Annotated in this window: 21 protein-coding genes; 12 read left to right on the top strand and 9 right to left on the bottom strand. The window is 64.4% G+C overall.

The features are described 5' to 3' along the window. Nucleotides 1-90: 90 nt before the first annotated feature. The 6 genes from BLQ09_RS00340 to BLQ09_RS00315 form a co-directional block, all read right to left on the bottom strand. Nucleotides 91-756 (bottom strand): response regulator transcription factor, encoded by a 666-nt coding sequence (locus BLQ09_RS00340; RefSeq protein WP_010209341.1) that lies wholly within the window; start codon nucleotides 754-756, stop codon nucleotides 91-93. 15 nt (nucleotides 757-771) lie between these two features. Beyond that, nucleotides 772-1,320, bottom strand: coding sequence for a PQQ-dependent catabolism-associated CXXCW motif protein (locus BLQ09_RS00335; RefSeq protein ID WP_027606196.1), 549 nt, complete (start codon nucleotides 1,318-1,320; stop codon nucleotides 772-774). Between the two features lie 107 nt (nucleotides 1,321-1,427). Continuing rightward, nucleotides 1,428-2,219 (bottom strand): ABC transporter permease, encoded by a 792-nt coding sequence (locus BLQ09_RS00330; RefSeq protein ID WP_027606197.1) that lies wholly within the window; start codon nucleotides 2,217-2,219, stop codon nucleotides 1,428-1,430. Then, a complete protein-coding gene (locus BLQ09_RS00325; protein ID WP_027606198.1) occupies nucleotides 2,216-2,956 on the bottom strand; it encodes an ABC transporter ATP-binding protein in 741 nt (246 codons plus the stop codon). Before BLQ09_RS00325 ends, BLQ09_RS00330 begins: the two co-directional genes overlap by 4 nt. Then, complete coding sequence (locus BLQ09_RS00320) at nucleotides 2,953-3,912, bottom strand: YVTN family beta-propeller repeat protein (RefSeq protein WP_027606199.1); 960 nt, start codon at nucleotides 3,910-3,912, stop codon at nucleotides 2,953-2,955. Before BLQ09_RS00320 ends, BLQ09_RS00325 begins: the two co-directional genes overlap by 4 nt. Before the next feature lie 30 nt (nucleotides 3,913-3,942). Then, the gene (locus BLQ09_RS00315; RefSeq protein ID WP_027606200.1) at nucleotides 3,943-5,115 is read right to left on the bottom strand and encodes an ABC transporter substrate-binding protein; all 1,173 of its coding nucleotides are present in this window, start codon (nucleotides 5,113-5,115) and stop codon (nucleotides 3,943-3,945) included. 168 nt (nucleotides 5,116-5,283) lie between these two features. Between BLQ09_RS00315 and BLQ09_RS00310 the strand changes: the two genes are divergently transcribed. Together BLQ09_RS00310 and BLQ09_RS00305 are read left to right on the top strand one after the other, a co-directional pair. Continuing rightward, complete coding sequence (locus tag BLQ09_RS00310; protein ID WP_027606201.1) at nucleotides 5,284-6,546, top strand: sensor histidine kinase; 1,263 nt, start codon at nucleotides 5,284-5,286, stop codon at nucleotides 6,544-6,546. Next, nucleotides 6,543-7,169: a response regulator transcription factor gene (locus BLQ09_RS00305; RefSeq protein WP_065948415.1), complete on the top strand. Its 627-nt coding sequence runs from the start codon at nucleotides 6,543-6,545 to the stop codon at nucleotides 7,167-7,169. The genes BLQ09_RS00310 and BLQ09_RS00305 overlap by 4 nt, the downstream gene beginning before the upstream one ends. Nucleotides 7,170-7,187: 18 nt before the next feature. On the opposite strand, the gene BLQ09_RS00300 is transcribed toward BLQ09_RS00305, so the two are convergent. Together BLQ09_RS00300 and exaA are read right to left on the bottom strand one after the other, a co-directional pair. After that, nucleotides 7,188-7,835 (bottom strand): pentapeptide repeat-containing protein, encoded by a 648-nt coding sequence (locus BLQ09_RS00300; RefSeq protein ID WP_027606203.1) that lies wholly within the window; start codon nucleotides 7,833-7,835, stop codon nucleotides 7,188-7,190. 210 nt (nucleotides 7,836-8,045) lie between these two features. Continuing rightward, on the bottom strand, nucleotides 8,046-9,938 hold the full coding sequence (exaA, locus tag BLQ09_RS00295) for a quinoprotein ethanol dehydrogenase (protein WP_092354650.1): 1,893 nt from the start codon (nucleotides 9,936-9,938) through the stop codon (nucleotides 8,046-8,048). 255 nt (nucleotides 9,939-10,193) lie between these two features. On the opposite strand from exaA, the gene pedF reads away from it, so the two are divergent. The 10 genes from pedF to BLQ09_RS00245 all read left to right on the top strand — a co-directional run bounded on the left by pedF (nucleotide 10,194) and on the right by BLQ09_RS00245 (nucleotide 21,300). After that, the gene (pedF, locus tag BLQ09_RS00290) at nucleotides 10,194-10,655 is read left to right on the top strand and encodes a cytochrome c-550 PedF (RefSeq protein WP_027606205.1); all 462 of its coding nucleotides are present in this window, start codon (nucleotides 10,194-10,196) and stop codon (nucleotides 10,653-10,655) included. 3 nt (nucleotides 10,656-10,658) lie between these two features. Next, on the top strand, nucleotides 10,659-11,534 hold the full coding sequence (locus BLQ09_RS00285) for a substrate-binding periplasmic protein (RefSeq protein ID WP_027606206.1): 876 nt from the start codon (nucleotides 10,659-10,661) through the stop codon (nucleotides 11,532-11,534). 9 nt (nucleotides 11,535-11,543) lie between these two features. Continuing rightward, nucleotides 11,544-12,293, top strand: coding sequence for a quinoprotein dehydrogenase-associated SoxYZ-like carrier (locus BLQ09_RS00280; RefSeq protein ID WP_092354647.1), 750 nt, complete (start codon nucleotides 11,544-11,546; stop codon nucleotides 12,291-12,293). 16 nt (nucleotides 12,294-12,309) lie between these two features. Beyond that, on the top strand, nucleotides 12,310-13,242 hold the full coding sequence (locus BLQ09_RS00275; RefSeq protein WP_092354644.1) for a quinoprotein relay system zinc metallohydrolase 1: 933 nt from the start codon (nucleotides 12,310-12,312) through the stop codon (nucleotides 13,240-13,242). Nucleotides 13,243-13,368: 126 nt separating this feature from the next. Next, a complete protein-coding gene (locus tag BLQ09_RS00270; protein WP_092354641.1) occupies nucleotides 13,369-15,144 on the top strand; it encodes a PQQ-dependent methanol/ethanol family dehydrogenase in 1,776 nt (591 codons plus the stop codon). A gap of 121 nt (nucleotides 15,145-15,265) precedes the next feature. Next, the gene (locus BLQ09_RS00265) at nucleotides 15,266-16,786 is read left to right on the top strand and encodes an acetaldehyde dehydrogenase ExaC (protein ID WP_065940177.1); all 1,521 of its coding nucleotides are present in this window, start codon (nucleotides 15,266-15,268) and stop codon (nucleotides 16,784-16,786) included. Between the two features lie 241 nt (nucleotides 16,787-17,027). Further along, nucleotides 17,028-17,099, top strand: a complete 72-nt coding sequence (gene pqqA / locus BLQ09_RS00260) for a pyrroloquinoline quinone precursor peptide PqqA (RefSeq protein ID WP_010209364.1) — start codon at nucleotides 17,028-17,030, stop codon at nucleotides 17,097-17,099. 127 nt (nucleotides 17,100-17,226) lie between these two features. After that, entirely contained in the window at nucleotides 17,227-18,390 is a 1,164-nt protein-coding gene (ercA, locus tag BLQ09_RS00255) for an alcohol dehydrogenase-like regulatory protein ErcA (RefSeq protein ID WP_027606211.1), read from the top strand. Continuing rightward, nucleotides 18,374-19,750 (top strand): ATP-binding response regulator, encoded by a 1,377-nt coding sequence (locus BLQ09_RS00250; RefSeq protein WP_027606212.1) that lies wholly within the window; start codon nucleotides 18,374-18,376, stop codon nucleotides 19,748-19,750. The genes ercA and BLQ09_RS00250 overlap by 17 nt, the downstream gene beginning before the upstream one ends. 71 nt (nucleotides 19,751-19,821) lie before the next feature. After that, nucleotides 19,822-21,300: a DASS family sodium-coupled anion symporter gene (locus BLQ09_RS00245; RefSeq protein ID WP_092354638.1), complete on the top strand. Its 1,479-nt coding sequence runs from the start codon at nucleotides 19,822-19,824 to the stop codon at nucleotides 21,298-21,300. Between the two features lie 202 nt (nucleotides 21,301-21,502). Here the strand turns inward: BLQ09_RS00245 and BLQ09_RS00240 are convergent, their stop codons facing one another. Continuing rightward, entirely contained in the window at nucleotides 21,503-22,501 is a 999-nt protein-coding gene (locus BLQ09_RS00240) for an NADP-dependent oxidoreductase (RefSeq protein WP_092354635.1), read from the bottom strand. Nucleotides 22,502-22,503: the final 2 nt, after the last annotated feature.

Below are 22,503 nucleotides of genomic sequence, written 5' to 3'. Positions count from 1 at the left end.
TAGCGGTGGTTCAGTCAAGTAGATGCCGACTGCTCCACTGCCATCGGGAGCAAGCCCCTCCCACATTTTATTTGTGTTGTGTCAGATGGGTCAGCGGCGCAGGTACGAGCCGAAATCGATATCCCCGGCACTGAGGATCGCCTGCACCCGGTTATGTACATTCAACTTGCGCAGGATCGCCGACACATGGGCCTTCACCGTGGTCTCGGCAATCTCCAGGGTGTAGGCGATCTGCTTGTTCGACTCGCCCTTGGTCATGCGCTCCAGCACCAGCAACTGCTTGCGCGTCAGGGCTTGCAGCAGTTCGGGGGCGAAGCCGGGATTTTCGTTGAGGCGTCGGTGGGTGCCGGGTTTCTGGGTGCGGATGATGTCCGGCGGCAGGTACACGTTGCCGTTGAGAATCTGCTGGATCGCCTCGGTCATTTGCAGGCGCGGCGAGGATTTGGTGATAAAGCCCACGGCGCCGTAGGTGATGGCTTGCAGCACGACCTGCTTGTCCTGCTCGGCCGAGACGATCACCACCGGAATGGTCGGCGCCTCGTTGCGCAGGTTGATCAGGCCATTGAGGCCATGCATGCCGGGCATGTTCAGGTCGAGCAGGATCAGGTCGAGGTCGTCGTGTTCCTGGGTCAATGCCAGGGCGCTGTCGAGGTCGGCGGTTTCCATCACTTCGCTGCCGGGGAAGCCGTCGCTGATGACGTTATGGATCGCTTCGCGAAACAGTGGGTGATCGTCGGCAATCAGGATTTTGTACATGGCCGTTCACCTTTCTTATTGTGAGGTTTGAAATGGCTCGGGTTGGGCGACCGTCACCGGCAGCTTCGCCGCTTCCCAGGCATCCAGGCCGTCGCGATACCAGTACACAGAGGTATAGCCGAGGTTGGCGGCACGTTTTACCGCGTTCCAACTCAGCCAGCAATCGGAGCGGCAATAGAAGACCAACGGTCGCTTGAGGTCGCCGCCGCTGTAGGCATACAAGTGGCGTACGAAATAGCTTTGCCACTCCGGCGTCAGGTCGCCGTCGCCGGTATTGGCCAGCCAGTGGCTGCCGGGCAGGTTGGCGTGGGGCTGGTCTTCGATGAAGCGGCCTTGCAGCCATTGGCGGCGGTACACGTCGATCAGCACCGGTGCCGGGCTTTGATTGAGCAGGGTTTGCAGGGCCGCGGTGTCGACGATCGTGGCGCCTGGCAGGTGGTCGGGCGTGGGGCTGCGGTACAGGCTGATGCGGTAGCCCTCGGCGGAAAACAGTGGGGTGTCGGCCTGGACGTGGGCGACGAACAGGCACAACAGCGCCAATAGAGGCAGTCGGGCAGGCAGCATGGCAGGGCAATCCTTATCGTTATGCGCGCATTACACGTGAGTCCCGAGCCCTTGGGAATGCGACGATAGACAGGAAAACCAGTACCAAAGTAGTAGTTTTGCCGCCTTCAGCCCTTTTTGCGCAACGCCGCATGCTGGGGATTGAAGGTCAGCACCGCCAACACCGCGAACAGCACGGTCAAGCCCAGGCACACCGCCAGGGCCAGGCCGGCGAAGCGTTGGTACAGGGCAAAGCGCACCAACTCCACGGCGTGGGTAAACGGGTTGACCGCGCACAGCCAGTACAGCCATTCGCTGGAGTCGCGCATCTTCCACAGCGGGTACAGCGCCGATGACAGGAAAAACAGCGGGAAGATCACGAAGTTCATCACCCCGGCAAAGTTCTCCAGTTGGCGGATCGCGTTCGACAGCAGCAAGCCCAGGGCACTCAACATCAAGGCCACCAGCAGCAACGCCGGCAGGGCGACGACCAGCCCCATGGCCGGCGGTTGCACGCCGTACACCCAGGCGATCGCCAGGAACCCATACACCTGCAACAGCGAAATCAGCGCGGTGGCCAACAGCTTGCTGCACAGCAAAAACGTGCGCGGCAGCGGGCTGGTCAGCAGCACGCGCATGCTGCCCATCTCGCGGTCGTAGACCATCGACAGCGAGCCCTGCATGCCGTTGAACAGCAGGATCATGCAGGCCAGCCCCGGGACGATGTACACCTCGTAGGGGATATAGGTGTTGTAGGGCTCGATCACCGAGATGCCCAACGCGGCGCGGAACCCGGCGGCGAATACCAGCAGCCACAGCAAGGGGCGCACCAGCGCACTGAGAAACCGCGTGCGCTGCAACACAAAGCGCAGCCACTCGCGCAGCACGATGCCGCGCAGGCATTGCCAGTAAGCGTTCATGCCGCCGCTCCCGTCGTGGTGGGGCGGGTCAAGCGCGCGAACACGCTGCCCAGGTCGCCGCCTTGTTGCGCGATCAAGGCATCGACTTGCCCACTGGCCACCAGGCGGCCCTGGTGCAGGATCATCAAGGCATCGTCGGCCTGTACTTCGTCGAGCAGGTGAGTGGTCCACAGCACGCTGATGCCGTGTTCGCAGCACAGGCTGCGCACGTGCTGGTTCAGCGCCAGGCGGCTGGCGGGGTCGAGGCCGACGCTGGCCTCATCCAATAGCAGCAGGCGCGGCTCATGCAGCAATGCGCGGGCGATTTCAACGCGGCGGCGGTGCCCGCCGTTGAGCTCGCGGACTTTTTCCCGGCGCCGTTCGGTGAGGGCCTGGCGGGCCAGTTCGGCGGCGACGCGCAGGTCGGTCTGGCGCCGCGACAAACCATGCAACGCAGCGTGGTAGCGCAGGTTCTGTTCCACGCTCAAGTCCAGGTCCAGGGTGCTTTGCTGGAACACCACACCCAGTTGTGTAAGGGCCGCACGCGGCGCCTCACGCAGGGAATGACCGCCCACGCGAATGTCGCCGCTTTGCAGGTCATACAGCCGCGTGAGCAGGGCGATCAAGGTGGATTTGCCGGCGCCATTGGGCCCCAGCAGCGCCGCAAAGCGCCCTGGTGCCAGGCTGAAACTCACCTCGCACAAGGCCTGCCGTGCGCCATAGGCGAAGCTCAGCTCGCGCACTTCCAGGGCGTTCATGGCGTGACCACCACGCCCCACGGATAACGCCCGACCTTCACCGACTTGATCACCTTTAGGCTGTCCACATCGATCACCGACACATCACCGCTCACGCCATTGGTGGCCAGCAACTGTTTCTCGTCCGGGGTAAATGCCATCTGCCACACGCGGCGGCCCACCAACAGGTAGTCGAGGACCTCGAAGGTCTTGGCGTCGATCACCGCCACATGGTTGGCCGGGCCGAGGGCGACAAAGCCGTACTTGCCGTCGGCGCTGAGCTTGATGCCGACCGGCTGGACTTTGTCCGGGTGCACGCCCTTGATCTTGAAGGTCAGGGTCTTGAGGATCGCGCGGCTGGCCACGTCGAGGATGGTCACGGTGCCGCCGATTTCCGCCGAGGCCCACAGCTGCGAGCCATCGTGGTTGAACTCGACGAAGCGCGGGCGCTGGTCCACCAGGGTGCTGTCGGCCAGGGTCTGGGTGCTGGTGTCGATCCAGTGCAGCATGTTGGTGGTTTCGCTGGTGTTCACCGCCCACTTGCCATCCGGGCTCACGGCCATGCCTTCGGGTTCGACGCCGACGTTGATCTGGCCGAGCACCTTGGAGGTCTCGGTGTCGATCACGGTGACCAGCGCATCGTCTTCGTTGGACACGTACAGCCAGCGGTTATTGGGGTGCAGGGCAAACTGCTCGGGGTCTTTGCCGGAGGGCAGTTCCTTGATGATCCTGCGCGTGGCCACGTCCATCACCTGCACGCGGTCCGAGTCGCTGGCGCAGATGTACAGCAGCTTGTTGTCATGGGACAGCAGCAAGCCTCGCGGACGCTGGCCGACCTTGAGGGTGTCGGTGACTTGCAGGGTCTGCATGTCGATCAGGCTCAGGCTGTTGTCTTTCTCGTTGGAGACCCAGGCGGTACTGGCCACGGCGTGCCCGGCGGCGAGCAGCAGGGCGCATGGGAGCAGGGTGCGGCGCATGGCGGATTCCTTATTATGGTGGGTAGGTGATCAAGGGAAGCGGCAGGTCACCTCGGGTTTGTCATAGCCCAGGCTGTCCATTTCGTTGGTGGGGTGCAGGAAACCGTCCTGGGGCGAGGTGCTGACCAGCGCGCGGGGCTGCACGATGGGAATCGGCTGGCGCAGTTGGCCGTTCCAGGGGCGGTAACTGAGCTTGCGGCCCTTGAACCCGTCCAGGGGCAGTTGCTCGCTGATGTCCAGTTGGCGGATCGCCATGGGCTCGACCTGGCGCAACTTGCTCACTGCACTGGCGACGCTGCGCACGGCCATCCAGGCGGCGAAGTCGCGGTCGTTCATCCAGCGCCCGGCCAGGGCCTCGAAGCGTTTCTGCAATTGGGCGGCGCCGTAGGTCTCGACGGTTTTGTGCCAGCCGGTGGGCGTCAGGCCCTGGGTGCCGGCGACGGGGCGCGGGTACCAGGTCTGGTAGGGCACGTACTCGCCGAAGTCGCCGCGCTCGTCGGCCACCAGCACCACGTCGTATTCGGCGGTCTGGGTGAACAGCGGCATATCCGCCTGGGCGCTGCGGCGTTGGTCGTTATCGAAACGCCAGGCCTTTTCCGCCACCAGCTGCACGCCGAAGCGTTTGGCGGCGCGCCGCAGGGCGGCGGCGTAGGCCTGGTCATCCTCGGTGGGGCCGACGATCAGCAGCGCTTTCTGCCATTTGCGCACGACCAGGAACTGCGCCAGGGCATCGGCGAGCATCGCGCGGCTGGGCAGGGTATGCAGCACGTTGCCCAGGCAGTCGCTGCTGCGCAGGCGGTCATCCGGGCTGCCGGCATTGAACAGCAGGCTGTCCGGCAGGGCTGCGCTGAGTTGGCGCAGGCTGGCGGCGGGTGCGTTGATCACGAACAGGCGCAGGCCCTGGGCATGCTGGGCCTGGGCGGCGGCGAGCAGCGCGTCCGGAGTGTCCACCGTGGCGCTGGTCAGGCTGTAGCGCTGGTTGAGAAAGGCGCCGGTGCTGTTGCTGTCGATGATCGCCAGTTCAGCGCCACGCCGCCCGGCATCGGCGGGCTCGGCAATCACATTCGACAGCAGCGGCCCCGGATCGGGCCGATAACCCAGGTAGCCGATCTGCACCTGCAAGGGCGCTTCGGCGGCCTGGCCGGTGGCGGCCCAGGCGATCGCCAGCAGGCAGATCACGGCGTAGGGGGCGAGCTGGCGCATAGGGCACTCCATGACAGGTAGCGCCAGCATAGGAACCCTGAACGTCGCTGCAAATATGCAGAAAGTAGCGCTGGGGCAGTACCAAGGTAGTAGCCCCGGGCGCGCCGTGGGGTTTTAGCATGGAGCACCACGGGCTCTATCCACAGGAGTGACACCAGCATGCGCGTCTTGTCGGCCTTGTGGCGCATCAACCTATGGGTGTGCGGCTTCTTCATCCTGGTGGCCTGCGCCTGCACCGCGCTGTTGCTGCACCAGGCCCTGGCCGATGTGGAGCGCGAGCTGCAATCGGCCGAAGCGGTGGTGCACTACCTGAGCGAAACCGCCGCGCGCGATCCGGCCAGCCTGCAACCCCACCTCACCGCGAGTTTGCGCCATGTGCGTGTGCACTGGCTGGCGAGCGGCGACACCGTGCAAGCGCCGGACGCGGACGGGCTGGACGCCTGGCTCGGGCGCCTGTTGTTTGCCGAGGCGCGGCGCAGTGCCCAGGTGCTGGACTTGCCGGACGGCCGGCGTGTGTCCATCGCTGTCGACCCACGGGATGAAATCGACGAGGTCTGGGACTCCCTGCAACAACTGCTGGGCCTGTGCGCACTGGCTCTGGCCCTGAGCCTGTTGACCATCCGCTGGGCGGTGCGCCGGGGCATGGGCGTGCTGGATGAATTGCTGCGCGCACTGCAACAGGTGTGCGCCGGCCAGCTCAATGTGCGCCTGCGCAGCCAAGGCGCGCCGGAAGCACGCCAACTGGCGCTGCACTTCAACCGCATGACCGACGCCCTGGAGCAGGCGCGCACCGATAACACCCGGCTTACCCAGACCCTGCTGGCGGTGCAGGAGCAGGAGCGCACCCACCTGGCCCAGACCCTGCACGATGACCTCGGCCAATACCTGGCCGGCATTCGCGCCCAGGCCTGCCTGTTGCGCCTGGCCACCGACCAGCCGCACCTGCTGGCGCCCACGGTGGCGCAACTCGAGGATCACTGCGAGCACTTGCAGCAAGGCTTCCGGGCACTGGTCCACGACCTTTATCCGGTGGCCCTGCAACACATGCCGATGGCCGAGGCGTTTGCGCTGCTGGTCACCCAGTGGCAGGCCAGCCATGGCATTCCCTGCCACCTGCAGGTCAGCACCGACCTGCCGCTGTTGCCCGGCGCCAGCAAGACTCATCTGTACCGCCTGCTCCAGGAAGCCCTGACCAACATCCTGCGGCATGCCGACGCCAGCCAGGTGCACGTGCGCCTGCAACATCGCGGTTCGCGCCTGCGCCTGTGGGTGCGTGATAACGGTCGCGGTGCAGACACGCCCCAGCGGCCCGGCGTGGGCCTGTATTCAATGGCCGAACGCGCCCGTTGCCTGGGCGGCGAATTGAAGATCATCAGCCAGCCCGGCGCCGGCTGGGCGTTGGCGTTGAACATGCCGTTGGAGGCCTCATGAATATTCTGTTGGTGGATGACCACGCGGTGGTACGCCAAGGCTATGCCAGCCTGTTGCGTGCGCTGCTGCCGGCCGTTGAAGTGCGCGAGGCGGCCAGTGGCGAAGAGGCGTTGAGCCGGGTCCAGGAAGCGCTGCCGCACCTGGTGATCATGGACTTCGGCCTGCCGGGCATCAGCGGCCTGGAAACCACCCGGCGCCTGCGCCAGCGCCTGCCGCACCTGCGCGTGCTGTTTTTCAGCATGCACGACGAGTTGCCCCTGGTGCGCCAGGCCCTGGAGGCGGGCGCCTCGGGCTACCTGACCAAAACCTCGGCACCCGAGGTGTTGATCGAAGCGGTGCGGCGCATCCTCGACGGTCACGCCTACATCGAACAGGCCCTGGCCACTGAACTGGCCTATACGCCCGGTGATCAACGTTTGCAGGGCATGACCCCGCGCGAGCTGGAAATCTTCCTGATGCTGGCCAGGGGCACGCCGACCCGAGCGATTGCCGACCAGCTGAATATCAGCAGCAAGACCGTGTCCAATCACCTGACCTTGCTCAAGAGCAAATTGCAGGTGAGTTCCCATGCCGAACTGGTGCACCTGGGGATCGACATGGGCGTGGTGCGGGTGGTTGGATAACAGCGTATGCGCGGGGGGCTAGCGATCCCAGGTGGTGGGGCAGTCGATGCAGCCTTCCATATTGGCATCCTGGAAGTTCGCGTAGTGCTGGCGGCTGCCGGTGAGGGTGGCCTGTTCCAGGTTGCTCTCGCCGAACTTGGCTTCCTGCAGGTTGGCATCGCTGAGGTCGGCCCCTTGCAGGTCGGCCTTGCTCAACCAGGTCATTTCCAGGTCGGCCGCACGCAGGTTGGCCTTGTGCATTTTTGCCCCGGACAACCGCGCAAATTGCAGGTAGGCCGCGCTGAGGTTGGCGTTTTCGAACTGCGCACCTTGGGCGAACAGGCCCCAACCCTGGATCGCCATCAGCGTGGCGCCTCTGAAGTCGGCCAGGCGCAGGTTGGCCTGTTGCAGGCTGGCGCGGGTCAGGTTGGCGCCTTGCAGTCGGGCTTTTTCCAGGTTGGCCAGGTCGAGGTTGGCATGGCGCAGATCCGCCTCGCGCAGGTCGGCGCCGGCCAGGTTCATCTTGCTCAAGTCCTGGTTGCGCAGGTTGGCGCCCTTGAGGTTGGCGCCGGGGCATTGGCTGTGTGCGGCGATGGTGCAGCCGTTGATGATCAGCGGCGCATCGTCGCCGTCGTCGGCGTGGGCCACGGGCAGGCAGAGCAGGAGTAACAAGGGCAGGTAGTTCATCGTACGACCTCTGGGGATCCTGTGGTGAGCGGGCTTGTTGTGGTGAGCGGGCTTGCCCCGCGCTCGGCTGCGCAGCAGTCGTAAACCCTGAGCGCACGGAGGTGCTGGAGGAATGCCGGGGCCGCTTCGCAGCCCTGCGCGGGGCAAGCCCGCTCACCACAAGGGAAGAAGCCGCCTGCTGCAAAAAGCGGCCCGGCATTCTCGCGGGGGTTATTTTTGCGCGGTCTTCTGATCCCAGCTCGGGATCTTGAACACCCAGAACGACCCGCCTTGTGCCACCGGCTTGGTCAGCTCGGCCATGTCGCCGCCCCACAACGGTACCGCGCCGCCGTAGCCGACGGTGACGCCGACATACTGCTCGCCATCCTGCTCCCAGGTGATCGGCGGCGAGACGATGCCGCTGCCGGTCTGGAACTTCCACAGCTCCTTGCCGGTTTTCGCGTCGAAGGCCTTGAAGAAACCGTCGCCGGTACCGGTAAACACCAGGTTGCCCTTGGTCGCCAGCACGCCGGCCCACAGCGGCAAGGCTTCCTTGTGCTCCCACACCACCTTGCCGGTGGTCGGGTTCATTGCGCGCAGGGTGCCGACGTGGTCGTCATACATGCGCTTGATGCGAAAACCCATGCCCAGGTACGCCGAGCCTTTCTTGTAGTTGACCTCTTCGGTCCAGTATTCCTCTTTCCACTGGTTGCCCGGGATGTAGAACAGGCCGGTGTCCTGGCTGTAGGCCATGGGGTTCCAGTTCTTGCCCCCCAGGAACGGCGGCGAGACTTCCACCGGTTTGCCTTTGGTTTCACCCGGCAAGGGTTTGGCCGGACGCTGGCCTTCGTTCTCCACCGGACGCCCGGTCTTCAGGTCGATATGGCTGGCCCAGGTGATGTTGTCCACGAACGGGAAGGCGTTCTGCAGCTTGCCGTTGTTGCGGTCCACCACATAGAAAAAGCCGTTGCGGTCGGCGTGGCCGGTGGCCTTGACCACCTTGCCGTCCTTGTCCTTGTAGTCGAACAGCACCAGCTCGTTGTTGCCGGAGAAGTCCCAGGCATCGTTCGGGGTGTGCTGGTAGAACCACTTCACTTCGCCGGTGCTCGGGTCGACGCCGACCTGGCCGGAGGTGTAGAGGCTGTCGAAGTCGTGGGGGTTGCCGTCCTTGGCGGTGCGCGCCCAGGTGTTCCACGGGCCGGGGTTGCCGGCACCGACGATGATCGTGTTGGTCTCGGCATCGAAGCTCGCGCTCTGCCAAGGAGCGCCGCCGCCGTGGCTCCAGGCCTCGACCTTGCCGGTTGCGGTGGTCGGGTCATCCGGCCACGAAGGCGCCTTGACGTCGCCGGTGGTGGTGCTGTCCTTGCCGTTGAGGCGGCCCATATGGCCTTCCACGAACGGGCGCATCCACACTTCTTCCCCGGTGTCCGGGTCGCGGGCAAACAGCTGGCCGACCACGCCGAATTCATCGCCGGAGCTGCCGTGGATCAGCAGCACTTTGCCGCTGACCTTGTCTTTGATCAGCACCGGGGCGCCGGTCATGGTGTAGCCCGCGGCGTGATCGCCGAACTTCTTGTTCCACACCACTTTGCCGGTGTGCTTGTCGAGGGCGATCAGGCGTGCGTCGAGGGTGCCGAAGTAGATCTTGTCGCCGAAGATCGCCGCACCGCGGTTGACCACGTCGCAGCATGGGCGAATGTTGTCGGGCAGGCGGTGGTTGTAGGTCCACAGGCGCTTGCCGGTCTTGGCGTCGAGGGCGAACACCCGGGAATAGGAGCCGGTGACGTAGACCACGCCGTCGCTGACGATGGCCTGGGATTCCTGGCCGCGTTGCTTCTCATCGCCGAACGAATAGGACCAGGCTGGGGTGAGCTTGAACACGTTCTTGTCGTTGACCTGGGCCAGCGGGCTCCAGCGCTGGGCGTTGGTGCCCATGCCGTATTGCAGCACGTCCTGGGTGGTCAGGTGGTCGTTGGCGATGTCTTCCCAGGTGACATTGTGCGTCGGCTTGGCGGGTTCGGCGGCGGCAAACGTTGCCGCACTGAGGGACAGGCTGCCCACCAGCAAAAAGGCTTGCACGGCAAGGCTTAAAGGTGAGCGGGCGGGTAGCGATCTTATTGTCATGGTTGCAGTTCCCAGTGGAGGTTTTGGCCTGCACAGGGTGGAACGCCGGGGCGCCGGGCGGATACGGAAAAACTCCCGCTGTGGCCGGGAAGACTTCCCGAGGCGCCGCTGTTTTAGGCGTGCCCCACAAGCCCTACTACCAAGGGAGGAGAGGGCGGCCACCAAAGCAGCATACGGCCCATGCCCCGGGGTTTCTAAGATGGTTGCCATAGCCTCTGCAATGAGGTTTTGCGTGCAATCCTGAGGGCAAAAATAATGACAACAAAACACAATGCCTTGCTCGTCGCCGGGCTGTTGGTCGGTGTGATCGCCGGGGGCTCCGCCTGGGCCCATGGCAACGTGGTCCCGCAAGCGGTGGAAACCAAGGGCCTGACCTCGATCAAGGACGCCGGCGTGCCGGTCAACGAAGACGGCTGGGCGGCGGTCAATCCGTACCGCACCTCGCCTGAACACGACCGGGCCGTGGAAATCGGCTCGTCCGCCTATAACCAGAACTGCGCCGCCTGCCACGGCCTGGAAGCCAAGTCCGGCGGCATCGCCCCCGACCTGCGCATGCTCGATGTGGGCGAAGCCGGTGATGAGTGGTTCGTCGAGCGCGTGCGCCATGGCGCGGTGCGTGACGGCCGCGTGTACATGCCGAAAATGGCCGACTACCTGAGCCAGGAAGCCTTGTGGGCCGTGCGCACCTACCTGGACAGCGTGCACGTCGAGGAGTAAGCCATGCGCCTGTTCGCTTATGTGCTTGGCCTGGCCCTGCTGTGTTGCCAGCCGGCACAGGCGCAGGTGCGCAGCTATGACCAGATGATCGCCGCCGGCGAAATCAACGTGGCGGTGTACAAGGATTTTGCCCCCTACAGCTTCAAGGACGGCGCCACCGCGCGCGGGGTCGACGTGGAACTGGCCCAGGCCCTGGCCACGGCGCTGGGGGTACGGCTCACGTTGATCTGGGCGCCGGCCGGCGAGAAGCTCGACGACGACCTGCGCGACTACATCTGGCGCGGCAGCCCGTTGCACAACCAGCAACTGGCCGACCTGATGATGCGCGCGCCCTACGACCGCGATTACGCACAAAAGCGCAACGACCAGGGCGAACTGGAAAACGGCCATGTGGTGATGTTCGGGCCGTACCAGAACGAACAATGGCAGGTGGCTTATGACCGTCGGCGCCTGGACACGGTTGCCAGCGTGGCGGTGTTCGAGCAGCACCCGATTGGCGTCGAGGTCGACAGTGTGCCGTCGTTCTACCTCACCTCGGTGTTCAACGGCATGCTCGCCGCCAGGACCCATCACTACCCCGACGTCCCCCAGGCCTTTGCGGCGATGAAAGCCGGTGAGGTCGATGCGGTGATGGCGATGCGCGGCGAAGTCGATTGGCAGGTGCACGAGGCCCATGACCCGCAACTGGCCCTCGCCGAAAACGCCTACCCGAACATGGGCAAGCAACGCTGGGAGATCGGCATGGCGGTGCACGAGAGCAATCGCCAGTTGGCCTACGCGGTGGAAGAGGCGCTGGAAGGCCTGATCCGCGACGGCGCGGTGCAAGCCATCTATGCCCGTTACGGCCTGCAGTACGAAGTCCCCGAGATGTATCAATAGGAGCAGGCGATGAACTGGCGACTGAGCTGCATCCTGGCCTGCTGGCTGCCGCTGGCGGCGCACGCCGTGGAGGTCGACCCGGTGCCGTCGGTGATGTGGGACTTCTATCACAAGCAGTTCCTGGCGCAGGCGCCGTTCGTGTTCGACGACCGAGTCAAGCTGCTCGCGCCGCCGTTCGCCGAAGATGCGCGCCAGGTGCCCCTGGAAATCGACGCCCGCGCCTTCAGCGGCCATGTGGTGAAGATCCTCGCCTGGGCCGAACTCAACCCGTTGCCGAAAATCGTCGACTTCCAGCCCAAGGCCGGGGTGCTGCCGTGGCTGTCGCTGCGGATTCGTATCGAGCAGGCCACGCCGTTGCGGGCGGCGGTGCTCACCGATGACGGCCTGTGGCATGTGGGCTCGACCCTGATCGACGCGGCCGGTGGCGGCTGCACCGCGCCCAGCGTGGTACGCACCCAGCCGGGCTGGGAAGAGCACATCGGCGAAGTGCTCGGCGGCCGTTACCCGCGTGGCGAGTTCAGCCGCGTACGTGTGCAGGTGGCGCACCCGATGGACAACGGCATGGTCAGCGGCATCCCCGAGTTTTTTATCAACCATGCGCAACTGCGCGGCCAGGACGGCCAGGTGCTGGCTGATCTTGAGCTGTTCCCGGCGGTCAGCGAGAACCCCAACCTGGCCTTCGACATCGACGCGCCGGGGCCCACCCGCCTGGTGCTGCGCGACAACAGCGGCAATGAGTTCGACGCGGCCATCCCCTGACCAGAAGGAGCGCGGCATGCGCTGGATTCTATTGTTATGCCTGGGCCTGAGCCTGCCCGCCCTGGCGGACCTCGACTACGCCCTTGCGCCCCGGCTGATCGCCGACGACACCTGGCTGCTCGAAGGCAGCACCGACAATTTTGCCAAGGCCAACGGCGGCAATATCGTCAACACCGCCTTCATCGTCACCGAGGCCGGTGTGGTGGTGATCGATACCGGACCGTCGCGGCGCTACGGCGAAGCCATGCGCGAGGCCATCGCCCGTGTTACCCCCAAGCCGGTGATCCAGGTACTGATTACCCATCATCACCCCGACCATGCGCTGGGCAACCAGGCCTTCAAGGACGTGCCCATCGGCGCCCTGGCCGAGACCACGCGGCTGCTGCACGAGCAGGGCGACGGCATGGCGGAAAACCTCTACCGCATGGTCGGCGACTGGATGCGCGGCACCGAGGTGGTGTTGCCCACCCAGGTGCTGGAGCCCGGTGTGCTGAGCGTCGGCCGCCATGACCTGCGCCTGCTCGCGCTCAGCGGTCACACCGGCGCCGACCTGGCGATCTTCGACCAGGGCACCGGCGTGCTGTTTGCCGGCGACCTGGTGTTTTACCAGCGTGCCCTCACCACCCCCAACAGCCCGGGGCTGGCGGTGTGGCTGGCGGACCTCGGCACCCTGCAAGCCTTGCCCTGGACCCTGATCGTGCCCGGCCATGGCCCGGTGGCCAGCGACGCGCAACCCTTTATACAGATGCGTGACTACCTGACCTGGCTCGATCAACTTTTGCGTGACGGCGCGGCCCAGGGCAGTGACATGGCCGAGATGATCCGCAGCCCCATCCCCGCACGCTTCGCCGCGATCAGCCTGAGCCGCTATGAATTGATCCGCAGCGTCAGCCACCTGTACCCGCGGTACGAGCGCGAACAGATGCAACGCGTGGATTCGCCGCGCTGACCCGCTACTAAGGAACTAGCAAACTCGATACTGCGGTCAATTGTGACAACGGCCCCTGCGCCCAAGAATCTGCACCAGACCGGGAAAATTTCCCGGGTATAACAAAAAACCGCAGAGGTAGCCGTCATGACCCAACCCGCACGTCGCCAACCCTTCGCCTTGAGTGTGTTGCTCGGTGCCATCCTGTTATCCGGCCAGGCCATGGCCTCGGTCAGCGATGAGGACATCCTCCAGGACCCGAAAAACCCCGGGCAGATCGTCACCAACGGCCTGGGCGTGCAGGGCCAGCGCTACAGCCCCCTCGATACCCTGAACGTCGACAACGTCAAGGACCTGCGCCCGGTCTGGGCGTTTTCCTTTGGCGGCGAGAAGCAGCGTGGGCAACAGGCGCAGCCGATGATCAAGGACGGGGTGATGTACCTCACCGGTTCCTACTCGCGGGTGTTCGCGGTGGATGCGCGCACCGGCAAGAAGCTCTGGCAGTACGATGCGCGTCTGCCCGATGACATCCGCCCGTGCTGTGACGTGATCAACCGTGGCGTGGCGCTGTACGGCGACCTGGTGTTCTTCGGCACCCTCGACGCCAAGCTGGTGGCGCTGAACAAAGACACCGGCAAAGTGGTGTGGAGCAAGCAGGTCGCCGACCACAAGGAAGGCTACTCGATCAGCGCCGCGCCCCTGGTGGTCAACGGCAAGCTGATCACCGGCGTGGCCGGTGGCGAATTCGGCGTGGTCGGCAAGATCCAGGCCTATGACCCGAAAAACGGCGAGCTGCTGTGGAGCCGCCCGACGGTCGAAGGCCATATGGGTTATGTCTACAAGGACGGCAAAGCCGTGGAAAACGGCATCTCCGGCGGCGAGGCGGGCAAGACCTGGCCGGGCGACCTGTGGAAAACCGGCGGCGCCGCACCGTGGCTGGGCGGCTACTACGACCCGGAAACCAACCTGCTGCTGTTCGGCACCGGCAACCCGGCGCCGTGGAACTCGCACCTGCGCCCCGGCGACAACCTCTACTCGTCCTCGCGCCTGGCGCTGAACCCGGACGACGGCACCATCAAGTGGCACTTCCAGAGCACGCCCCACGACGGCTGGGACTATGACGGCGTCAACGAGCTGATCTCCTTCAACTACACCGAAGGCGGCAAGGAAATCAAAGCGGCGGCCACCGCCGACCGCAACGGCTTCTTCTACGTGCTCGACCGCACCAACGGCAAGTTCATCCGCGGCTTCCCGTTTGTCGACAAGATCACCTGGGCCAGCGGCCTGGATAAGGACGGTCGACCGATCTACAACGAAGCCAGCCGCCCAGGCGCGCCGGGCAGCGAAACCAAGGGCACCTCGGTGTTTGTCGCGCCGGCGTTCCTCGGTGCGAAGAACTGGATGCCGATGGCCTATAACCGCGACACCGGGCTGTTCTATGTGCCGTCCAACGAGTGGGGCATGGACATCTGGAACGAAGGCATCGCCTACAAGAAGGGCGCGGCGTTCCTTGGCGCCGGCTTCACCATCAAGCCGCTGAACGAAGACTACATCGGCGTACTGCGCGCCATCGACCCGAAGACCGGCAAGGAAGTCTGGCGCCACAAGAACTTTGCGCCGCTGTGGGGCGGGGTGCTGACCACCAAGGGCAACCTGGTGTTCACCGGCACGCCGGAAGGCTTCCTGCAGGCGTTCAACGCCAAGACCGGCGAGAAGGTCTGGGAATTCCAGACCGGCTCCGGCGTGCTCGGCTCGCCTGTGACCTGGGAAATGGACGGCGAACAGTACGTCTCGGTGCTCTCCGGCTGGGGCGGCGCCGTGCCGTTGTGGGGCGGTGAAGTGGCCAAGCGCATCAAGGACTTCAACCAGGGCGGCATGCTCTGGACCTTCAAGCTGCCCAAAGAGCTGGTCGCCAGGCACTGAAACTACGACCAAATGACAAGTGCCCCCCTGCCAACGGCGCATTCGCCCGCCAGCGGGGGCTCTTTACTATCGGGTCATCGCCTGTTGACCGACAGGCCCGGACCCAGACAGAGGCTTTAACATGATCTACGCACAACCTGGCACCCCTGGCGCCATCGTCAGCTTCAAGCAGCGCTACGGCAATTACATCGGCGGCGAGTTCGTCGCCCCGCTCAGTGGTGAGTACTTCACCAACACCTCGCCGGTGACCGGTGAAGCGATCGCCGAATTCCCGCGCTCCAACGCCGCCGATATCGACAAGGCCCTTGACGCTGCCCATGCCGCCGCCGACGCCTGGGGCAAGACCTCGCCCCAGGATCGCTCCCTGGTGCTGCTGAAAATCGCCGACCGTATCGAGCAGCACCTCGAAGTGCTGGCCGTGACCGAAAGCTGGGACAACGGCAAGGCCGTGCGCGAAACCCTCAACGCCGACGTGCCCCTGGCCGCTGACCACTTCCGTTACTTCGCCGGCTGCATTCGCGCCCAGGAAGGCGGCGCCGCCGAGATCAACGAACACACCGCGGCCTATCACTTCCATGAGCCATTGGGCGTGGTCGGGCAGATCATTCCGTGGAACTTCCCGTTGCTGATGGCCGCCTGGAAACTCGCCCCGGCCCTGGCCGCCGGCAACTGCATCGTGCTCAAGCCGGCCGAACAGACGCCGCTGTCGATCATGGTGTTTGCCGAGTTGATCAATGACCTGCTGCCACCGGGCGTGCTGAATATCGTCCAGGGCTTTGGCCGCGAAGCCGGGGAGGCGCTGGCCACCAGCAAGCGCATTGCCAAGATCGCGTTCACCGGCTCGACCCCCATCGGTGCGCACATCATGCATGCGGCCGCCGAGAACCTCATTCCCTCCACCGTGGAACTGGGCGGCAAGTCGCCGAACATCTTCTTCGAAGACATCATGCAGGCTGAGCCGCAGTTCATCGAAAAAGCCGCCGAAGGCCTGGTGCTGGCGTTCTTCAACCAGGGCGAAGTGTGCACCTGCCCGTCGCGGGCGCTGGTGCAGGCGTCGATCTACGACGACTTCATGAAAGTGGTGATGAAGAAGATCGTCAAGATCAAGCGCGGCAACCCGCTGGACACCGAGACCATGGTCGGCGCCCAGGCGTCCGAGCAGCAATACGACAAGATCCTCTCCTACCTCAAGATCGCCCAGGAAGAGGGCGCCGAGCTGCTCACCGGCGGCGCGGCCGAGCGCCTGGAGGGCGACCTGTCCAGCGGTTACTACATCCAGCCGACCCTGCTCAAGGGCCACAACAAGATGCGCGTGTTCCAGGAGGAAATCTTCGGCCCGGTGGTGGGTATCACCACCTTCAAGGACGAAGCCGAAGCCCTGGCGATTGCCAACGACAGCGAATTCGGCCTCGGCGCCGGGCTGTGGACCCGCGACATCAACCGCGCCTACCGCATGGGCCGGGCGATCAAGGCCGGTCGCGTGTGGACCAACTGTTATCACCTGTACCCGGCGCATGCGGCGTTTGGCGGCTACAAGAAGTCGGGCGTGGGGCGTGAGAACCACAAGATGATGCTCGATCACTACCAGCAGACCAAGAATTTGCTGGTGAGCTACGACATCAATCCATTGGGTTTCTTCTAACCCTCTGATTGCAATGCGGTCCCCTGTGGGAGGGGGCTTGCTCCCGATGGCGGTGGGTCAGAGGCATAAATGCTGGCTGACACACCGCCATCGGGAGCAAGCCCCCTCCCACATTTTGCTCCCTGTACATTCGCGACTAATGCAGTGCGGCATTTACTTCGAAAGTAGCATTCGCACCCCCATCCCCCCATGCATTAATGCCTTTACCGGAATCTTCCGGCACAACAAGAGGACTCTCCCCATGTGGACCAAACCCGCCTTCACCGACCTGCGTATCGGCTTCGAAGTGACCATGTACTTCGCCAGCCGCTGATCCATCTCCGGCCAGCCTCGCGCTGGCCGGTGTCCTATTGGGAATGACCCTTTGGTCTGATTGCAAACGCCTGGGAATGGGTTAGTGTGGAGCGCATCTCCCAAAAATAATAACAACAGGCTTTCCAATGAGCCCCAATCTGAGCCTCCTGCGTAAATTCGTCTCGCCTGAAATCATCTTCGGTGCCGGCTGTCGGCACAACGTCGGTAACTACGCCAAGACCTTTGGTGCGCGCAAGGTCCTGGTGGTCAGCGACCCCGGTGTGATCGCCGCCGGATGGGTCGCCGATGTGGAAGCCAGCCTGCAGGCCATCGGCATCGACTACTGCCTGTACAGCGCCGTGTCGCCCAACCCGCGCGTCGAGGAAGTGATGCTCGGTGCCGAGGTGTACCGGGAAAACCATTGCGACGTGATCGTGGCCATCGGCGGCGGCAGCCCCATGGACTGCGGCAAGGCCATCGGCATTGTGGTCGCCCATGGGCGCTGCATCCTCGAGTTCGAAGGCGTGGACACCATCCGTGTGCCGAGCCCGCCGCTGATCCTGATCCCCACCACCGCCGGCACCTCGGCGGATGTCTCGCAGTTCGTGATCATTTCCAACCAGCAGGAACGCATGAAGTTCTCCATCGTCAGCAAGGCGGTGGTGCCGGATGTGTCGCTGATCGACCCGGAAACCACGGCGAGCATGGACCCGTTCCTGTCCGCCTGTACCGGCATCGACGCGCTGGTGCATGCGATCGAGGCATTCGTGTCCACCGGCCACGGCCCGCTGACCGACCCCCATGCGCTGGAGGCCATGCGCCTGATCAACGGCAACCTGGTGCAGATGATCGCCAACCCCGGCGATATTGCCCTGCGCGAGAAGATCATGCTCGGCAGCATGCAGGCAGGGTTGGCGTTCTCCAATGCGATCCTTGGCGCGGTGCATGCCATGTCCCACAGCCTCGGCGGGTTTCTCGACCTGCCCCATGGCTTGTGCAACGCGGTCCTGGTGGAACACGTGGTGGCGTTCAACTACAACTCGGCGCCGGAGCGCTTCAAGGTGATTGCCGAGACCTTTGGCATTGACTGCCGGGGGCTCAACCATCGGCAGATTCGCGGGCGGCTGGTGGAGCATCTGATTGCGCTGAAGCACGCCATCGGCTTCCATGAAACCCTCGGCCTGCATGGCGTGCGCGTGGCGGACATTCCGTTCCTGTCCCAGCATGCGATGCACGACCCGTGCATCCTCACCAACCCGCGCGAGTCCAGCCAGCGTGATGTCGAGGTGGTGTATGGCGAAGCGCTCTGACGACCAGCAACAGGCCCTCGCCGGTCTGTTGGGCCTGGGCAATCACTCGGCGCGCAAGAGCCACTACCCGGAACTCACCGCGCGTCTCGACGAACTGGAGGCCGAGCGCAACCGCTATATCCGTCTCAACGATGAATTGGAGCAGCGCGTGGCGGCGCGCACCGATGAACTGCTGGAAGCCAACCGCAACCTGCAACAGCAGATCGCCCAGCGCGAGCAGGTCGAGCAGGAGCTGCGTGACGCCCGCGATGCCGCCGAGGCCGCCAACCGCAGCAAGGACAAATACCTCGCCGCCGCCAGCCATGACCTGTTGCAGCCACTCAACGCCGCGCGACTGCTGATCTCCACCCTGCGCGAGCGCAACCTGCCCAGCGTCGAACAGGTGCTGGTGGAACGTACGCACCAGGCCCTGGAAGGCGCCGAGGATTTGCTCACCGACCTGCTGGATATTTCGCGGCTCGACCAGGCGGCGGTCAAGCCCGATGTGGCGCTGTATCGCCTGGATGAGCTGTTTGCGCCGCTGGTCTCGGAGTTCCAGTCGGTGGCGCTGGCGGCCGGGCTGAACCTGCGCGCGCGTACCGGACATTACGCGATTCGCACCGACCTGCGCCTGGTGACGCGGATCCTGCGCAACTTCCTCAGCAACGCCTGTCGCTACACCGACGAGGGCTGCATCCTGCTCGGCGCGCGCCGACGTGGCGATCGCCTGCGCCTGGAAGTGTGGGACACCGGGCGCGGCATCGCGGCCGACCGCCTCGACGCGATCTTCCTTGAATTCAACCAGCTCGACGTCGGCCGTGCCTCGGACCGCAAAGGCGTAGGGCTGGGCCTGGCGATTGTCGAGCGCATCGCCGAGATCCTCGGCTACCCGGTGGCAGTCCGTTCGTGGCCGGGGCGCGGCTCGATGTTCAGTATCGAGGTGCCTATCAGCGAAGAGATGCCCCTGGCGATCAGCCAGCTGCCGGTGCTACCGACCACGGGCAACCCGCTGCCGGGAAGGCGCCTGCTGGTGATCGACAACGAGGTGAGCATCCTCGACAGCATGCGTGCGCTGCTGGCGCAGTGGGGCTGCGAGGTAATTACCGCCACCGACCAGGCCGGGGCGTTGCTGGCGTTGCAGGGCAGGGCGCCGGAGCTGATCCTGGCCGACTACCACCTCGACCATGGCGTGGTGGGCTGCGCGGTGGTCAAGCACCTGCGCGAGCATTTCGCGCAGAACATCCCCGCCGTGATCATCACCGCCGACCGCACCGACCAGTGCCGCCGCGCGCTGCGCCGGCTGGACGCGCCGTTGCTGAACAAACCGCTCAAGCCCGGCAAGTTGCGGGCGGTGTTGAGCCAGTTATTGACCTCGGGTTGATACCCGTCAACACCTGTTGCGGCGCTTTGCCCCATGCTGCCTCCCTGATTCAGAGCCCGACGGAGCCCGCCATGAACGCCCCCGCAACAACCGCAGCCTCTTTCAAGTTGCCCCTGGGCCTGGTGATCGGCGTACTGGTGATGGTCGGCGTGCTGCTGTTGCCGCTGCCCGCCGACCTGCCGGTGGCCGGGCAGCGCATGCTGGCGATCCTCGCGTTTGCCGTGGTGGTGTGGATCACCGAGGCGGTGTCCTATGAAGCCAGCGCGATCATGATCACCTCGCTCATGGCGTTTTTGCTCGGCACCGCGCCGTCGCTGCAAGACCCCACGCACCTGATCGGCTCCAGCCCGGCCATCAGCATGGCGCTTACCGGCTTTTCCAACCCGGCACTGGCCCTGGTGGCGGGCGCGTTGTTCATTGCGGCGGCCATGACCCACACCGGCCTGGACCGGCGTATCGCCCTGGTGACCCTGACCCGCGTCGGCACCAGCACCCGCGGCATTCTGCTCGGGGCGATTGCGGTGACCATCCTGCTCAGCCTCGTCGTCCCCAGCGCCACGGCGCGCAGTGCCTGTGTGGTGCCGATCATGATGGGCGTGGTCGCCGCGTTTGGCGTGGACAAGCGCTCCAACATCGCCGCCGGCCTGATGATCGTGGTGGCCCAGGGCACCAGCATCTGGAACGTCGGCATCCAGACGGCCGCCGCGCAAAACCTGCTGACCGTGGGCTTTATGGACAAGATGCTCGGCCAGCGCGTGTCGTGGATCGACTGGCTGATCGCCGGTGCGCCGTGGGCGGTGATCATGTCGGCGGTGTTGCTGTTCCTGGTGATCAAGCTGCTGCCGCCGGAAACCGACAGCATCCCCGGTGGCAAGGAGGCCGTGGCCCAGTCCCTGGTGGACATCGGCCCGATGACCGGCCCGCAGAAACGTTTGCTGACGGTGTCGGTGCTGCTGCTGTTGGCATGGGCCACGGAAGGGCGCCTGCACCCGTTCGACACCACCTCGACCACCTACGCCGGGTTGGTGTTCCTGCTGCTGCCGGGCATCGGGGTGATGACTTGGAAAGATGTGCAATCGCGCATTCCGTGGGGCACGGTGATCGTGTTTGGCGTGGGCATCAGCCTCGGTACCGCATTGCTGACCACCCAGGCCGGGCAATGGCTGGGGTCCCAGGTGGTGACGCACACCGGCCTGGATCAGGTCGGGCCGCTGGGGGTGTTTGCGATCCTGGGGGCGTTTCTGATTGTGATCCACCTGGGCTTTGCCAGCGCCACGGCACTGACTTCGGCGTTGTTGCCGATATTGATTGCGGTGCTGCAGACCTTGCCGGGGGAGTTCAACCGCTTGGGCATGACCATGCTGTTGGGGTTTGTGATGAGCTACGGGTTTATCCTGCCGATCAATGCGCCGCAGAACATGGTGTGCCTGGGGACCGGGACGTTTACGGCGCGGCAGTTTGCCAAGGTGGGGATCCTGGTGACGTTGTTCGGGTATGGGTTGATGTTGGTGTTTGCGGCGACTTATTGGAGCTGGCTCGGTTGGATCTGATTTGAAATGCGCTTGTGGATGCCCATGGGATCCACTGTGGATGTGGTGAGCGGGCTTGTCCCGCGCTGGGCTGCTCGGCAGCCCCAAAACCAGCCACTGCGCAATATCGGGTACACCCCATTCGTCCTTCATTGGGGGCGCTTCGCCCCCCAACGCGGGAAAAGTCTGCATCGCCATCAGCTTGAGCGTTGGGTGGGCTTAGTCATAGGACCTTGATCACCACCTTGCCCTTGGCTCTGCCCCGTTCGACGTAGCTCAAGGCCTCAGCCGTTGCCTCGAGAGGGAAGGTTCGGTCGATCACCGGTGTGATGGCGCCGGACTCGACGAGCGCGGTGATTTTCTGCAACTGCGCACCGCTCGCGCGCATGAACACGAACCCATAGTCGACGCCCTGCCTGCGGGCTTTTCTGCGTATGCCGCTGCTTAACAGGCGCATGATCCAACCGAGTCCCCAGGACAGCTTTTGCTCGCGTGCGAACTCGGCGGTCGGTGGTCCCGAGATGGAGATGAGCTGCCCACCCGGCTTGAGAATGCGCAGGGATTTTTCCAGTTCGGCGGGGCCGAGGCTGTTCAGGACGACGTCGTAGTCACGCAACAGGTTTTCGACGTTTTGCTGCGTGTAGTCGATGACCACGTCCGCTCCCAACGCCTTGACCCACTCCACGTTGGCGGTGCTGGTCGTGGTGGCAACGAAAGCCCCCAGGTGTTTTGCCAGCTGGATGGCAATGCTGCCGACACCACCGGAGCCCGCCTGGATAAAGACTTTTTGCCCCTTCTTCACGCGGGCTGTTTCAACCAGCACCTGCCAGGCGGTCAGTGCCACCAGGGGCAGGGCGGCGGCTTGTTCCATGCTGGTGTTGTTGGGTTTCAGTGCGAGGGCACTTTCCTCAATCGCGATCAGCTCGGCAAAGCCACCGATTCGCGCGTCGGGCGGGCGCGCGTAGACCTCGTCACCGGGTTTGAAGGTGCGCACGCCTGACCCTACGCGAACAACGACACCAGCCACGTCGTTGCCCATGATCAGCGGGAATCTGTACGGCAGGATCAGTTTGAATTCACCCTTGCTGATCTTCGAATCCAGCAGGTTGACGCTGCTGGCATGTACCTTGACCAGTACGTCGTGGATGCCCGGTTCCGGGTCCGGTACCTCGGCAAGGCGTCCTTGATGCTTGCCGTAACGGTCGATCAGGAAGGCTTTCATCG

The sequence above is a fragment of the Pseudomonas sp. NFACC25 genome (assembly GCF_900100935.1).
GTDB lineage: Bacteria > Pseudomonadota > Gammaproteobacteria > Pseudomonadales > Pseudomonadaceae > Aquipseudomonas > Aquipseudomonas marginalis.
This window is presented reverse-complemented; position numbering and strand designations above follow the sequence as displayed.